The organism is Oerskovia gallyi (assembly GCF_014836745.1).
GTDB classification, from domain to species: Bacteria; Actinomycetota; Actinomycetes; order Actinomycetales; family Cellulomonadaceae; genus Oerskovia; species Oerskovia paurometabola.
The window spans coordinates 1-14,974 of record NZ_JACSQE010000020.1 but is presented as its reverse complement, the minus strand read 5'-3'; the positions used below and the strand labels follow the sequence as shown (position 1 = coordinate 14,974).

The following is a 14,974-nucleotide window of genomic DNA, read 5'->3' as shown; positions in this document are numbered from 1 at the left end:
GAGTCCGCACTGCCCACCCGCACTCAGTGCGTCCGCACGTCCAGGCCCAGGGCCTCGGCGACCACGAGCGCCTGCGCCGGGTCCACGATCGCCCCCTGCACGATGCTGCTCAGAGGGTCGAGCGCGCTGAGGTCGCTGCCACGCAGGTCCGTGCCCGTGAAGTCGGCCTTGTGCAGCCATGCCCCGGACAGGTCGAGGTCGCGCAGCACGGCCCCCTGGCAGCGGGCGCCCGTCAGGTCCGCCTCGCGGAAGCGCGCCCCGGTGACGGTGACGCTGCGCAGGTCCGCCCCGACCATCGTCACGAACGACCAGTTCCCGCCCACGACCTTGAGGAGGTCGAAGCTGCACTCGGTGAACGTCGACCCCACGGTCTTGCAGCGCGTGAACGTGGTGTCGAAGAAGGAGCAGCGCGAGAAGGTGCAGTTCGCGAAGGCCGAGTCGGTGTGGGTCGACGCGTTGAACCGGACGTTGCGGAACGTGCACTCGGTGAACGTGGCGCCCGTCGTCGTGATCTCGGAGAAGTCGCAGTCACCGAACGCGACGCGCTCGAACGTCTCGCCGTCGAGGTCGCGGCCGTACCAGTCCTCGCGGTCGACCGAGGAGTCGGTGGGCGGGGTGGGGGTGCCGTGCGCGCGATCAGCCATGAGGTGGACCGTAGCGGGAGGCACCGACGGCCCTGGCGCCTACCGCCGACCGAGCCCCCGGCGCACCGCATAGATGACGAACCCCGCTCCAGCGAGACCGACGAGCCAGCCCCCGGTGCCGAGCACGGGGCCGCTGGTGCAGTAGGACGCACCGGGCGTGACGGAGTCGACGCACTGGCCGGACTGGACGCTCACGGCGAGGAAGGACACGACCGCGACCACCACGGCGAGGAGCAGCCAGCCCCAGCGAAGGCGGCGGGGGGCGTCGTCGGGCGCGTCGGGCTGGTCCTGCTCATCGGGCTCGTCGGGCATGCTCCGAGGGTAGTGGTGCCGACCACGGGACTCTGCGCCGTCGAGCACGGGAGAAAGGCCGCCGTCCCCACGAGAACGACCTCGGACCCGTTCTCGGCCGCCCCCGTCCGACGCCGGGTCAGTGTGCGCGCGGGGGGACCTGCACACGGTCGAGGTCCTCGGCGACCGTGAGCTCGCCGTCGAACACGGTCCTTGCCTCGGCCCAGAACTCGGCCGGATCCTGGTAGCGCTGCGAGAAGTGCGTCAGGACGAGCGACCGGACGCCGCACTCGGCCGCGACCGTCGCCGCCTGGAGCGCGGTCAGGTGACCGAACGCGTGGGCGAGGTCGCGGTCCCTGTCGAGGAACGTCGCCTCGATGACGAGCAGGTCGACTCCCCGCGCGAGCGAGAAGACCGCGTCGCACAGGCGCGTGTCCATGACGAACGCGAACGACTGCCCAGGTCGCACGACGCTCACGTCCTCGAGCCCGATCGTCCCGGCACCCACCTCGACGACGCCCTCGCGCTGGAGCAGCCCGACCGTGGGCCCGTGGATCCCGGCGGCCGCGAGCAGCTCCGGGACCATGCGCCGTCCCGCCGGCTCGTCGAGCCGGTAGCCGAACGCCTCGACGCCGTGGTCGAGCCGCTCGGCGCGCAGGACGAACCCGGGTTCGGCCCGGACTGGCGGGACGACCCCGTCATCGGAGAGCGGCTGCAGCGCGAGGTCCGCACGGTGGTGGTAGGACGTGGCGTCGAGCAGGTGGTCGACCCACGTCGCGCCCGAGGCCGGGAAGGACACCGGGACCGTGTGCGGCACGCCGTCCAGGCTGATCCGCTGCACGACGCCGGCCAGCCCCAGGCTGTGGTCGCCGTGCAGGTGCGTGATCGCGATCCGCGTCAGGTCCGTCGCCGACACCCCCGCCCGCAGCATCTGCCGCTGCGTGCCCTCGCCCGGGTCGAACAGGACCGCCTCGTCGTCCCAGAACAGGACGTAGCCGTTGTGGTTGCGGGTACGCGTGGGCACCTGGCTGGCGGTGCCGAGGACGACGAGCTCGCGACGGGACATCTCCTACCAGCCCCGGTCGGCGGGGGCGCCCCGGAACGCGTAGATCAGCACGCGGATGCTGAGCACCGCACCGATGAACAGCATCACGGCGCCGAACACCGAGTACCAGCTCAGGTCGTTCGTGAGCTGCGGGCCGTTCTCCGCGATGAGGAGGAAGACCCCGCCCACGACGCTCGCGGCCGCGATGATGGTCGAGATGACCTGCTGCACGAGGCTCGTGACGAACTTCCGGTCACCCGGGTCGGCGAACGCCCGGACGTTGACGGTGAACCTGCCCGCCTCGAGGTCCGACGTGATCTTGTTGAGGCGCCGGGGAAGGCGTTCGATCGACGGGGCGAACGCCAGGAGCTGGGACCCGGCCTTCGCGCGGATCTTGCGCAGGCTGACCATGTTGCGCAGCAGCTCCTCGCCCTCGTCGCGCGCCGAGGAGACGAGCTCGAACGAGGGCGAGAGCAGGTGCAGCGTCCCGTCGAGCGCCGCGATCGTGCGGAACGCCGCAGCGACCTGCGGCGGCACGCCCATGCCTGCGTCGTTCACGAGGCGGACCATCGCCGCGAACAGCGAGCCGCTGCTCGCCGCTCCTCCCCCGCGGAACCGCAGGATGAGCCGACCGACCGAGCGCTCGAACCTGCGCTCGTCGAAGCTGTCGGGCTGGTCGAGCAGCTCGATGAGCGCGTCGGTCGCCGCGATCGAGTCGTCGGCCTCGACCGCGAGCAGCACCGCCGCGAGAGCGACCCGCTCGGCCTCGTCGAGCCGGCCGACCGAGCCGAAGTCGAGCAGCCCGAGCGAGCCGTCGTCACGCAGGAAGACGTTGCCCGGGTGCAGGTCGGCGTGGAACACCCCGGTCACGACGATCTGGTCGAGCGTGACGCGCAGCAGGCGGGCCGCGATGTCGTGGCGCGTGTCGTCGTCGAACGTCGCGAGCAGGTCGGCCGCGTCCCCGACGGGAGTGCCGTCGAGACGGTCCATGACCAGGAGCGTCGAGCTCGACAGCTCGGGGTGCACGTACGGGATCTCGACGAGAGGCACGTTCGCGTCGGGATCCTCGACCTGGTGGGCCCCGGGCAGCGGGTGCCGCTTCGACCGGCGGATCGTCGCGAGCGCGCCCTGCACGTTGAGCGTGTTCTCGAGCTCGGTCGTGTAGTCGAGCTCCTCGCGCAGGGAGGCCGCGAAGCCTTCGGCGAGGTCCATGATGCCCAGCGACGGCCCCCACGACGTGTCGCGCTGGAGCCGGCGCGCGATCCGCAGCACGATGCGCAGGTCGCCGAGGACCTGCTGGCGTGCTCCTGGCCGCTGGACCTTGACGACGACCTCGCGTCCGTCGAGCAGGGTCGCGCAGTGCACCTGGCCGACCGAGGCGGACGCGATGGGATCGGGGTCGAAGTATGCGAACACGGTGTCCACGGGCGCGCCGATCGACCGCGCGACCATGGCCTCGATGTGCGCCCAGGGCGCGGGCGGGACCTGGCTCTGGAGCCGGGACAGCTCCTCGACGTACACCGCGGGCAGCAGGTCCGCACGGGTCGAGAGCATCTGGCCGAGCTTCACGAACGTCACGCCCGCGTCGCTCAGCGCGGCCCGCAGCTCGCGCGCGACGGCCCTCTCCTCGGAGTCGGTGGTCCTCTGGTGGCTGCGCCGCCGTGCGCCGCGACCGAAGAACCCGCCCAGGCCGTGGCGGATCATGATCCCCATGATCTGGGTGTAGCGCCACAGGTCCTTGGACCCCCTGCGCAGCTCGACGACCGCGCGCCACGGGGTCGGGATGCTGCCCGTCGGTACCAGGAGCTCCAGGACGAGCAGCAGACCGAGGCCGATCACGAACGACCACGCCCACGCGAGGACGACGATCACGAGGACGACCCCGGGGTGGACCGTGAGCGACCCGTCGGCCTCCAGGACCCCGAGCTGCTGGAACCCCTCGGTGAGCCCCCACGACCCGAGCGACACCACGAAGACCGTCATGAGGATCGACCGGATCCACCCGACCGGCACTCCCAGGACCCTGCGGGCCGTCGCCGCGAGCAGGAGGACCATGACGATCGTGGCGGCACCGGTGAACAGGGCCGTCCCGATCGAGGAGAGGATCTGCATGGCCCCTACTCTCCCGCGCCGGGCGGGCGAGCGCAGGAGGACACGCACCGGGCGGGGACGGTCGTCGCGTCGAGGGACTCGTGCCGAGCCTCGAGGTGCATGTCCGACATGGTCGTGCTCGGATGGTCCCGATGACTTCGCGATCGACGACGACACGAGTCCGCGCCGCAGCGTCCACGCTGGCGGCGGTCCTTCTCCTGGGTGGCGTGCCTGCCGTGGCCGCCACCGGGCCGGGGGGTGATCCGCCGTCGCCGGGCGGGCAGGTCGAGGCCCCGGTACCGCAGATCGCGTGGGGGCCGTGCGACGGCACGGGCCTCGAGGCGTTCGAGTGCGCGAGCGTCGAGGTCCCCACGGACTACGACCGTCCGCGGGGCCGCACGACGACGATCGGCCTGACCCGGCTGCCCGCGACCGACCCGGCGCAGCGCGTCGGGAGCCTGTTCACGAACTTCGGCGGCCCGGGCGGCCCGGGCGTCGAGGGCCTCCACCAGCTCGGCGGCAGGCTGTTCGACGACGAGGTGCTCGCCCGTTTCGACGTGATCGGGTTCGACCCGCGCGCGGTCGGGACGTCCGACCCGGCGACGTGCTTCCGCGACGCCGAGCGCGAGACGGCGTTCATGTCGAGCGTGCCGGCGTTCCCGGTCACCGACCGCGAGGAGCGGCGCTTCCTCGGGCAGATGGCGACCCTCGGGGCGTCGTGCACCCTCTTCTCCGGGGACCGCATCTCGCACTCGTCGACCGCGAACGTCGCTCGCGACATGGACCTGCTGCGCCAGGCCGTGGGCGACGACGAGCTCAGCTACGTCGGCTACTCGTACGGCACGGTCCTCGGGGCCACGTACGCGGCGCTGTTCCCGGACCGGGTCCGCGCGATGGTGCTCGACGGGACGATGGACGTCGACGCCTGGTCGGGCGTCGGGTCCGACGAGCTGCTGGGCGCGCGCATCGGGCAGGCCGCGGGCGCGACCGAGACGTTCGGCGAGTTCGCGCGGCTGTGCACCGAGGCGGGCCCGACGGCCTGCGCGCTGGCGTCGCTCGGCGACCCGGCCGAGGTCGTCGAGGCGACGTACGCAGCCTTGCGCGAGACACCCGTCGAGGTGCCGCTCCCGGACGGTTCGACCGTCCCGATCGGGTATCCCGAGACCGTGGCGCTCGTCTTCTCCTACCTCTACGAGCCCGTTGCCTGGGGCGACCTCGACCTGACGCTCGCGAGCCTCGCGGTGCTGAGCGGCGCCGTCGGGCCGCCTGCCGCGGACGCGCCCGGCGCCCGCAGCGCCGCCCCGTCCCTCGGGGAGCTCCTGCGCCGCGCCGGGTACGCGCAGGACTACCCGTCGGTCGGCGGCGCGCTCGCGAGCCTGTGCGTGGACGTCACCACGCCGGGCGCCCCCCGGTCGTACGCGGCGAAGGTCGACGCGCTCGACGCGCAGTACCCGCACTTCGGCCGCTACCGCGGCTGGGTCGGCATCCAGTGCGAGTTCGTCCCGGTGACCGACCGCGACGCGTTCACCGGTCCGTGGGACCAGACGACCGAAGCGCCGGTGCTCGTCGTCGGCACCCGGTTCGACCCGGCGACGCCCTACGCGTTCACGCAGCCGTACGCCGACCGCTGGCCCGACGCACGCGTGCTCACCGTCGAGGGGTGGGGACACACGATCGTCGGCAAGTCCGCGTGCGCCGACGCCGCGGTGGCCCGCTACCTCGTCGACCTCGAGGCGACCGACGGCGCGACGTGCGCCCAGGACATGGTGCCGTTCCAGGGGCCGTCGGTCCCGCTCGGCGAGGCGCTGAGGCTGCCGGTGTCGTAGGCCGTGATGCGGACGGCGCGGCACGGGTGAGGGCGGTCCGACCGCCCTCGCCCCGTCGCGTCCGCTCGTGGAGATCTCGCGCAGGGTCGCGCCCTGCGCTGGACGCGTGGGTCGCCGGGCCGCGAGACTCGCCGGATGAACCGCCCCCTGCCCGACGGCGTCACGCCCGCTGGTCGTTCACGTGCGGCCACGTGGGTCGTCCGGGTCGTGGTCGGGCTCGTGGCCCTCGTCACGGTCGCACTGGTCGCGGCCTTCGTGGGCTTCGTGGTCCTGATCGGCCGGTGGCCCGACGCGTTCGACACGTCCGGCGGGCCCGACGCGCCCCAGGACGTGTCCTCCTCGGTCACCGGGTCGACGGGCCAGACCCCCGAGCCGGAGAACCAGGGACTCGACTCCTCGAACGAGGCCTACCGCGAGCGCCGCGGGACCCCCGCGTCGGACGCCGAGGCCGCGCTGTCCGTCCCCGCGGTCGAGGCCGCGCTCACCCCGCTCGTCACGGGCGAGACCCTGCGCCGCGACGAGGTCGTGGCCGCGCTGACGGGTGCGGGGTTCGAGACGTTCGGCGTGACTCCCGAGACGACGGTGTCGGGCGACCCCGCGACGACCTTCGGGGTCGGTGTGAGCGTCCCCGGGGGCTGCGTCTACGGCGGGATCGCACCGGAGGGCGTGACCCTCGAGGCGGGCGGCCCGATCGCCGACGGCGGCTGCCTGGAGATGCCGACCCACTGACTCTGCTGACGCCGACGGCCCGCAGCCGGGCACCGGATGCGGCGCGCGGTGCTAGGCCGACGCGGCCTCGGGCTGGGACTCGCCCGGGTTGGCGCGCTCGAGCGCTGCCCGGTAGACGCGCAGGCGCTCGACCTGCAGGTCGGAGAACAGGGGCGCGTCGACGTCCTCGACGGGCTGCGTCCGCAGGAAGTCGAGGATCTCGGTCTCGGTCTCGTCGATCTCGGCGAGACGTTCGCGATCGGCGTCGTTGAGGAGCTGCCAGACGTCGACGAAGGTGGGCACGTGCATCACCCCATGCTCTGTCACCCGTCCCCGGATCGCGCGCCGACCTGCCGACGAGTGACCGGCGTCACACCCCGGAGGGGGCGTGCAGGCGGCTGCGAAATGGCCTGGAGACCGTTTCGCCGAGTCGCTACGGTCGCCGCATGACGACCCCTCACCTCCCTCTCGCCGGCCGTACCGCCCTCGTGACCGGCGTGTCCCGGCGCAAGGGGATCGGTTACGCCGTCGCCCGCGAGCTCGCCGCCCAGGGCGCCAACGTCTTCACGCACCACTACGCCCCGCACGACGCCGCCCTGCCCTGGGGCGGGGACGATCTCGACGCGGTCGCCGACGGCGTCCGGGCGGCGCTCCGTGGCGAGGCGGTGTCAGGAGCGGCGAGCGCCGACCTGCTCGATCCCGCTCGGCTCGACGCACTGTTCGATGCCGCTCTCGCGCTCACCGGGTCGGTCGACGTCCTCGTGTGCAACCACGCGCGCAGCGGCGGCGACGGCTCGATCCTCGACATGGACGCCGACACCCTCGACGCGTTCTGGGGGGCCAACACGCGCTCGACGCTCCTGCTCACGCGCCGGTTCGCGCTCGAGCACGCCCGGACCGACGGGAAGCCCGGAGCCCGGCCCGGAGAGCGCTCCGCCCGCCAGGGCCCGGCCGACCCGGAGACGGCGCCCAAGGTCTTCTGGATGACTTCGGGCCAGCAGGCCGGGCCGATGCGCGGCGAGGTCGCCTACGCGGCGTCCAAGGCCGCGCTCGCCGGAGTCACCGCGACGGTCGCGGCCGAGCTGCTCGACCTGGGCATCGTGCTCAACACCGTCAACCCTGGCCCCGTCAACACCGGGTACCTCGACCCGGGGTCGACCGACCGGCCGCTCGCCGAGCTCGAGGCCCTGCGCGCGGCGACCCCGTTCGGCCGCTGGGGCGAGCCCGCCGACCCTGCCCGCCTCATCGCGTGGCTCGCCGGACCGGCGGGCTCGTGGGTCGTCGGGCAGGTTCTCACCACCGATGGCGGGTTCGGGATCCAGTAGCCCGGCGCCCGCCCCAGGCCACGTACCCGGGCGCGCCGACGAGGCGCGGTGAGCGACGCCGTCGGGCACCCGCGCACACCGGGCGAACCGGACGCCCGACCGCCATGATGGAAGCCCCACCCCCGGCCGAACGGAAACCCCCATGACGAACCTCGAGCTGCTCACCGACGCGCACCTCACGCGCGCCCGGGACGGCGACAACGGCCGCAGCGCGGAGGTCGTGCTGCACGACGGCGTCCTGCGCCAGACCATCATCGCGATCCTCGCGGGCGTCGAGCTCGGCGAGCACAACTCGCCGCCCGCCGCGAGCATCCAGGTGCTGCGTGGCCGCGTCCGCGTCACGGCGCTGGAGGGCGACGAGGAGGTCGGTCCGGGCGAGCTGCGCGTGCTCACGCACGAGCGGCACGCCGTCGCCGCCCTGGAGGACTCGGCGTTCCTCCTGACGACGGTCACGAGCGTGCCCACGGCTCCCTGACGGGCGCACCCCGGCACCGGGAGGCTACGCGGGGGTGCCGTCGTATCCGAGGGTCTCGTCGAGCCAGTCGTACACGCGCCGGTGGAAGACCCCTCGGCCGGTCATCTCGCAGTGGCCCGTGACGCCGTCCCCGGGGCCGAGCTCGACGTACTCGGTCGGGCACGTGAGGTTCTCGGCGAGGGTCCGGGACGAGACCGACAGGTCGTCGCCCACGGTGCGGCACACGAGCACCGGGCAACGGATGAGGTGCTCACGCCCGCGCAGCGTGTAGTCACGGGACATCCTGACGAAGTCGAGCGGGTCGCGTACGCCGTGCACCCACAGGTTCCGGCGCAGCGCCCAGCCCGCCGAGGGCTTCTTGAGGAGCTGGTGCAGCGCGGTCTCGACGACCCGGAGAGCGGCCCCGTGGTCGTCGCCGAGGTGGCCTGCCAGGAGCGAGGGGAACTTCGCAGCGACCGTGTCGAACAGGTCGTACGGTCCGCTGTCGGCGACGCAGGCCGCGAGGCGGTGCTCCCCGGTCGCGGCGCGGGGCGCGAGGTAGCCGCCGAAGCTCCAGCCGTGCACCACGATGCGCTGCGGGTCCACCTCGTCCAGGGTCAGCGCGTGGTCGACGACGGCGCTCACCACGGTCTCCCAGTCCGGCCGGAACGCGATGCCCTGGTCGAGGATCACGCTGCCCTGACCCGGGCCGTCGAACGCGAGGACGTCGTACCCCCGGTCGAGCGCCGCGACCGCGTTCGCGAAGTACAGCTCCTCGGCCGTGCCGTCGTAGCCGTCGACGAGCAGGACCGTGGGACGCGGGCGTCCGTCGTCGGCGGCCCGGTAGAAGTAGCCGGGGAGCGTCCCGCCCTCGAAACCGATCTCGAGCACGTCCGGGGGAAGGTCCAGGAGTGCGGCCCCCTTGCGGAAGGTCTCGGTCTGACGGCGCGAGCTCTCGCGGAACCTGTCGTCGACGGGCGCCCCCATGAGGAAGAGCCCAGCCGTGCGGTAGTAGTTCGAGGCGCGCAGCCAGGCACCGCGGGCACTGGCCCGGTGGCCTGCGATGTCGCTCTCCTCGGCGGCCTTCTCGACGCGCGCGGCGGTCGCGGACCACTCGTCGTACCACTGGTTCCCGTCGGTCCGGGTGATGCGGCGGGCGGTCTCGAGGCACTCACCGATCTCCGCGCCGCCCTGCGCGGTGTACGCGAGCGCTCGGACGAGCTGCGCGTCGAAGAGCTCGTCGTGAAGGACCAGGGTCATGGCTGCTCCGCCCGTCGTCGGGCTTTCAGGCTAGGTCCGCGACCCGGGCACCGCGCGTCGGCGTCTCGCGGCTTCCTCTTGACGGACCGGGAATGCTGCGGCAGTATCAGGAGTTATCGATACCCCTAGGGGGTATGCCGGGCGCCAGGGTCGCCCGGCGCGATACGAGGGAGGACGGGACAGTGAATCCCATGGACCACGACGAGCACGGTGACCGCACCGGTCACGGCGGGCACGCAGGTCGCGACGACGTGCAGCACACGGGCGACGACGGCTCGCACGCGGGCCACACCGAGCACCAGGGCCACGCAGGTCATGACATGGCGACCATGACCGCGACCGACCACTCGGCCCACGCCGGCGGCCACGAGGACCACTCCGCGCACGACGGCCACGCCGCTGCCCACGCAGGTCACGAGGGCCACGGCGGGCACGGCGGTCACGCAGGCCACGTCGCGATGTTCCGCCGCCTGTTCTGGATCATGCTGGCCCTCGCGGTCCCGACGGTCCTCGCGAGCGAGATGTTCGCGTCGATCATCGGCTACTCGCTCCCGGACGTCCCGGGCATCGCGTGGATCTCGCCGGTCCTCGGCACGGTCATGTACGTGTGGGGTGGCAAGCCGTTCCTCACGGGCGCGGTCGACGAGCTCAAGGCGCGCAAGCCCGGCATGATGCTGCTCGTCGCGCTCGCGATCACGGTCGCGTTCGTGTCGTCGTGGGGCGCGAGCCTGGGGATCCTGTCGCACGAGCTCGACTTCTGGTGGGAGCTCGCGCTGCTGGTCGTGATCATGCTGCTGGGCCACTGGATCGAGATGCGGTCGCTCGCGCAGTCGTCGTCGGCCCTGGAGTCGCTCGCGGCGCTGCTGCCCGACGAGGCCGAGCGCGTGAGTGACGACGGCCAGGTGTCCACGGTCTCCCCGACGGACCTTGTCGTGGGCGACGTCGTCGTGGTGCGTCCTGGTGGGCGCGTGCCCGCGGACGGCGTGGTCTCGGAAGGGACTGCGGACGTCGACGAGTCGATGATCACGGGCGAGTCGCGCCCGGTGCGCCGGACGGTCGGCGACCACGTCGTGGCCGGGACGGTCGCGACCGACCAGGCGCTGCGCGTCAAGGTCGACGCGGTCGGCGACGACACGGCGCTCGCGGGCATCCAGCGCCTGGTGACGCAGGCGCAGGCGTCGTCGTCGCACGCGCAGCGTCTCGCGGACCGCGCAGCAGGCTGGCTCTTCTGGTTCGCGCTCGGCGCCGCGGTGCTGACGCTGATCGCCTGGACCGTGTGGGGCACGCCGGAGAGCGCGCTGATCCGGACCATCACGGTCCTCGTCATCGCGTGCCCCCACGCGCTGGGCCTCGCGATCCCGCTCGTCGTGTCGATCTCGACCGAGCGCGCGGCCAAGGCGGGCGTGCTCGTCAAGGACCGCATGGCGCTCGAGCAGATGCGCACGGTCGACGCTGTCCTGTTCGACAAGACCGGCACCCTGACCAAGGGCGAGCCCGTGGTGACGCACCTGGTCGCGACGTCGGGCAGCGAGGACGAGCTGCTCGCGCTCGCGGCGGCCGTCGAGGCCGACTCGCAGCACCCCCTGGCCCGCGCGATCGTTGGCGCCGCTGCCGACAGGGGCGTGCGGGTGCCGCGCGCCGAGGACTTCCAGTCCTCGACCGCAGTGGGCGTCTCGGGTCTCGTGGACGGTCGCCGGATCGCGGTGGGCGGCCCGTCGCTCCTGCGGGAGCACGGGCTCGACCCCGTGCCCGACGCCGCCGCATGGGAGGGCGAGGGCGCGACGGTCCTGCACGCGCTCGACCTGGGCTCCGGTACCCCGCGGATCCTGGGCGGCTTCGCGCTGGCCGACGAGATCAGGCCCGAGTCCCGCGAGGCGATCGACGCCCTGCACCGGCGCAACATCCGGGTCGTCATGATCACGGGTGACGCGCAGGCCGTGGCGCAGTCGGTGGCCGACGAGCTCGGCATCGACGAGGTGTTCGCCGGGGTCCGTCCGGGCGACAAGGGCGACAAGGCCTCCGAGCTCCAGGCTCGTGGGCACAAGGTCGCGATGGTCGGCGACGGCGTCAACGACGCCCCCGCGCTCGCCCAGGCGGACGTGGGCATCGCGATCGGCGCGGGCACCGACGTGGCCATCGCGTCGGCCGGGGTCATCCTTGCGAGCGACGACCCGCGCTCGGTCCTGTCGGTCATCGAGCTGTCCCGGGCCAGCTACCGCAAGATGAAGCAGAACCTGTGGTGGGCCGCCGGGTACAACCTGGTGTCGGTGCCGCTCGCGGCGGGCGTCCTGGCCCCGGTCGGGTTCGTCATGCCCATGGCAGTGGGCGCACTGCTCATGTCCCTGTCGACCGTGATCGTGGCCCTCAACGCGCAGCTCCTGCGCCGCCTGGACCTCGACCCCGAGCGCGTGGCAGCCTCGTAGACGATGTCCGTGATGTCCCCGTTCGCCTCGGCCGGGGCCGCGTCGACCGCCCACCTGGGCGACGCGGTCCGGCCCACCCGAACCGCCGGTGTCGCCCGGCGGTTCGTGGTGCTGCTCGGGATGGTGGTGCTGCTCGGCGGGTTCGTCGGGATGCACCAGATGTCGGGCAGCCCCGTGGCCCACGGCACCGCGCACACGGTCGCCGCCGAGGCGGCTCCCACCCTGGGCCACCCGCTCGGCGACGTGGGCGCGGAGGAGGAGGCGCCGTCGGGCACGGGGCACGGCGAGATGGAGGCCATGTGCCTCCTGGTGCTCGTCGCGATGGTCTCGCTCGGTGGCCCGACGCTGGTGCGCCGCCTGCCCGACGGCGTCACGCACCTCGCGCGCGTCGTCGCGCCCTGGTGGCGGCTCGGGTCGGCGCTGCGGCCGCCGTCGCTCGTCGCGCTCGGGATCAGTCGGAGATAGGAGCCCGGCCCGACCAGGGCCGCAGCGACCGTCACCGCCACGGGGCACCCGTGGCACACCGACCGATCACCTGAAGGACGACTCATGAACAAGCACACCCTGACCAAGGTCGGCATCGGCCTGACCCTCGGCTCGACGCTGGCTCTCGCGGGCTGCGCGGACGCCGGCGACGGCTCGGGCATGGAGGGCCACGACATGGGCGACGGTTCGCCGTCGCAGGAGGCAGGCGCAGCCGCCGCCGGGGCCAACGACGCGGACGTCATGTTCGCGCAGATGATGATCCCGCACCACGAGCAGGCGCTCGTGATGTCGCGCATCGTGCTCGACACGGAGGGCGTCGACCCTGCGGTCGTCGATCTCGCGACCCGCATCGAGAGCGCGCAAGAGCCCGAGATCGCGACCATGGAGGGCTTCCTCGCCGAGTGGGGCGCCTCGACGACGGGCGACCACTCGGGCCACGAGATGGACGGGATGCTGAGCGACGAGGAGATCCAGGCGCTCGAGGCCGCGGACGCCGCGACCGTCTCACGCCTGTTCCTCGAGGGCATGATCGCCCACCACGAGGGGGCCGTGGACATGGCCGAGGCCGAGCTAGCGGACGGCAAGAACCCGGAGGCCCTGGCACTGGCGCAGGAGATCATCGACGCCCAGGAGGCGGAGATCCAGGAGATGCGGGAGCTCTTGGCGACCCTGTAACCGTCCCCTCGGTGCCGAGCATGCGGTTGGCGTCCGGATTCCCCGGATCTCGGACGCCAACCGCATGCTCGCGGATCGACAACCGCATGTTCGGCACCGAGAGCCCGGCCGACCTCCGGCGCTGCGAGACTGGAACCATGACGCGATCATCAGGCGCAGCGGTCGGCGGGCTCCTCCTCACGCCGGGGGCCGGGGCCGGTCGCGACCACCCGACGCTCGTCGCTGTCGAGGAGGCCGTGGCCCCGCTGCCCGTGCGCCGGGTCGACTTCCCGTACCGGCTCGCCGGGAAGCGCATGCCTGACCGGGCGCCGGTCGCGGTCGCGCACCTGGTCGAGGAGGCCGCGCGCTTCGCCGCCGAGGAGAGCTTCGCGCCCGACCGGCTCGTGCTCGGCGGTCGGTCCTACGGCGGACGCATGTGCTCGCTCGCCGTGGCCGAGGGCCTGCCCGCGGCCGGCCTCGTGCTGCTGAGCTATCCCCTGCACCCGCCGGGCAAGCCCGACAAGCTGCGCGTCGAGCACTTCCCGCAGCTCACGGTCCCCGTGCTGTTCGTGTCCGGGACGACCGACCCGTTCGGCTCGCCCGAGGAGTTCGACGAGCACGTCGCGGCGATCCCCGGGCCGGTCACCCAGGTGCGACTGCCCGGCGCCCACGACGTGCGCAACGACCACGCGGCGGTGAGCGACGCCGTCGTGCGGTGGCTCGCGACGCTCTGACCCCTCCCTGCGCCGCGACACGCGAGCGACACGCTGGGAGCGCTTCCACAATCACCCGCTCCCGAGTACCTTTGGCGCTGATATGTCGCGTTCGCCCCGTCGATCCGGGCATGTCGGACGAGTACGGTGATCAACCGTCCGACACCAGCCCCGCTCGCTCCCGAGAGCCGAGGGCGTCCCCCCTCCGACCACCCTCGAAAGGTCCTCCTCGATGCGCGCAGCGCCCGTCGCCCTCCTCACGGCAGCGATCCTCGTGGCCACCCCCACGATCGCGTCCGCAGGGTCCGACTCCCCCACCCCGTACACCGTGACCGCGAGCGGCGTGAGCCTGCCCGCGGGCCAGGTGTTCCGCGAGCACGGGCACGTCAACTACCGCGCGACCGCGCTCGACGGGACGGGCGAGCAGAGCTTCAACGTCCACCTCGAGACGGCCAACGGGCGATCGACTGCCGCGTACGTCGGTGCGAGCTTCCTCGACTTCGCGGGCGCCGTCGCCGCGTTCCCCGGCGGGTTCTGCGTGACGTGGGTCCAGGTCGAGGGCTTCGACGAGCACTTCGGCGAGGGCGGCCAGGCACCGGAGTGCACCCCGAAGCCGACGCCCCTGCGCCCGGCCCCGCCCGTCACGCGGCCTGTCCCCGCCCCGAGCGGCGAGGTGCCCGACGGCGGAGCACCGGTCGAGGCGCCCGTGTCGCCTCCGCTCACGGAAGCCCCGACGACGCCTCCGGTCACCGAGCGCGAGCTCGCCGCGACGGGCCCCGCGCCCCAGGACGCTCCCGTGGCGGGTGCTACGCCGGTCGCCCGGGCCGTTCCGTCGGCAGCGCCTGGCGGGGCAGGAGCGCGGGCGGCGTCGACCGCGGCCGCCGACGAAGGCCTCGCAGCGACCGGCTCGAACGCGCTGCTCGTCGCAGGCGGGGCGGTCGCCCTGCTGGCCGCCGGGGCTGGTGCCGTGCTGCTGAGCCGCCGGTCGCGGCGCGCCTGACCCGCGCCCGGAACGAGATGGGTGGTTCGGTCTGAGACGGGTTGCTGGGTCGCG

15 protein-coding genes are annotated in these 14,974 nt (G+C 73.1%); 9 read left to right on the top strand and 6 right to left on the bottom strand.

Annotated features, from left to right (window positions below; translation table 11 throughout):
- Nucleotides 1-23: 23 nt before the first annotated feature.
- The 4 genes from H9640_RS18620 to H9640_RS18605 all read right to left on the bottom strand — a co-directional run bounded on the left by H9640_RS18620 (nt 24) and on the right by H9640_RS18605 (nt 4,092).
- On the bottom strand, nt 24-644 hold the full coding sequence (locus tag H9640_RS18620) for a pentapeptide repeat-containing protein (RefSeq protein WP_191792268.1): 621 nt from the start codon (nt 642-644) through the stop codon (nt 24-26).
- A 39-nt stretch (nt 645-683) separates the two neighbouring features.
- Nucleotides 684-956 carry a hypothetical protein gene (locus H9640_RS18615; RefSeq protein WP_191792267.1) on the bottom strand — a complete coding sequence of 91 codons (273 nt, stop codon included), beginning with the start codon at nt 954-956 and terminating at the stop codon, nt 684-686.
- Nucleotides 957-1,074: 118 nt separating this feature from the next.
- On the bottom strand, nt 1,075-2,001 hold the full coding sequence (locus H9640_RS18610; protein WP_191792266.1) for a ribonuclease Z: 927 nt from the start codon (nt 1,999-2,001) through the stop codon (nt 1,075-1,077).
- 3 nt (nt 2,002-2,004) lie between these two features.
- Nucleotides 2,005-4,092: an ABC1 kinase family protein gene (locus H9640_RS18605; RefSeq protein ID WP_191792265.1), complete on the bottom strand. Its 2,088-nt coding sequence runs from the start codon at nt 4,090-4,092 to the stop codon at nt 2,005-2,007.
- A 131-nt stretch (nt 4,093-4,223) separates the two neighbouring features.
- On the opposite strand from H9640_RS18605, the gene H9640_RS18600 reads away from it, so the two are divergent.
- Both H9640_RS18600 and H9640_RS18595 read left to right on the top strand, forming a co-directional pair.
- Entirely contained in the window at nt 4,224-5,897 is a 1,674-nt protein-coding gene (locus H9640_RS18600) for an alpha/beta hydrolase (RefSeq protein ID WP_191792264.1), read from the top strand.
- Between the two features lie 135 nt (nt 5,898-6,032).
- The gene (locus H9640_RS18595) at nt 6,033-6,626 is read left to right on the top strand and encodes a DUF6993 domain-containing protein (protein WP_191792263.1); all 594 of its coding nucleotides are present in this window, start codon (nt 6,033-6,035) and stop codon (nt 6,624-6,626) included.
- 51 nt (nt 6,627-6,677) lie between these two features.
- Here the strand turns inward: H9640_RS18595 and H9640_RS18590 are convergent, their stop codons facing one another.
- Nucleotides 6,678-6,914 carry a hypothetical protein gene (locus H9640_RS18590; RefSeq protein WP_191792262.1) on the bottom strand — a complete coding sequence of 79 codons (237 nt, stop codon included), beginning with the start codon at nt 6,912-6,914 and terminating at the stop codon, nt 6,678-6,680.
- Nucleotides 6,915-7,051: 137 nt separating this feature from the next.
- Here H9640_RS18590 and H9640_RS18585 point away from each other — a divergent pair, with 137 nt between their 5' ends.
- Both H9640_RS18585 and H9640_RS18580 read left to right on the top strand, forming a co-directional pair.
- Complete coding sequence (locus H9640_RS18585) at nt 7,052-7,930, top strand: SDR family oxidoreductase (protein ID WP_191792261.1); 879 nt, start codon at nt 7,052-7,054, stop codon at nt 7,928-7,930.
- A 142-nt stretch (nt 7,931-8,072) separates the two neighbouring features.
- A complete protein-coding gene (locus H9640_RS18580) occupies nt 8,073-8,405 on the top strand; it encodes a cupin domain-containing protein (protein ID WP_191792260.1) in 333 nt (110 codons plus the stop codon).
- 24 nt (nt 8,406-8,429) lie between these two features.
- Here the strand turns inward: H9640_RS18580 and H9640_RS18575 are convergent, their stop codons facing one another.
- On the bottom strand, nt 8,430-9,644 hold the full coding sequence (locus H9640_RS18575) for an alpha/beta hydrolase family protein (protein WP_191792259.1): 1,215 nt from the start codon (nt 9,642-9,644) through the stop codon (nt 8,430-8,432).
- Between the two features lie 191 nt (nt 9,645-9,835).
- Here H9640_RS18575 and H9640_RS18570 point away from each other — a divergent pair, with 191 nt between their 5' ends.
- From H9640_RS18570 to H9640_RS18550, 5 genes are all read left to right on the top strand, one after another.
- Complete coding sequence (locus H9640_RS18570; protein ID WP_404821908.1) at nt 9,836-12,067, top strand: heavy metal translocating P-type ATPase; 2,232 nt, start codon at nt 9,836-9,838, stop codon at nt 12,065-12,067.
- Nucleotides 12,068-12,079: 12 nt separating this feature from the next.
- The gene (locus H9640_RS18565) at nt 12,080-12,532 is read left to right on the top strand and encodes a DUF6153 family protein (protein ID WP_191792258.1); all 453 of its coding nucleotides are present in this window, start codon (nt 12,080-12,082) and stop codon (nt 12,530-12,532) included.
- 84 nt (nt 12,533-12,616) lie between these two features.
- Nucleotides 12,617-13,228, top strand: a complete 612-nt coding sequence (locus H9640_RS18560) for a DUF305 domain-containing protein (RefSeq protein WP_191792257.1) — start codon at nt 12,617-12,619, stop codon at nt 13,226-13,228.
- A gap of 137 nt (nt 13,229-13,365) precedes the next feature.
- Complete coding sequence (locus tag H9640_RS18555) at nt 13,366-13,941, top strand: alpha/beta hydrolase family protein (RefSeq protein ID WP_191792256.1); 576 nt, start codon at nt 13,366-13,368, stop codon at nt 13,939-13,941.
- Between the two features lie 211 nt (nt 13,942-14,152).
- Entirely contained in the window at nt 14,153-14,920 is a 768-nt protein-coding gene (locus H9640_RS18550; RefSeq protein ID WP_191792255.1) for a hypothetical protein, read from the top strand.
- Nucleotides 14,921-14,974 lie beyond the last annotated feature (54 nt).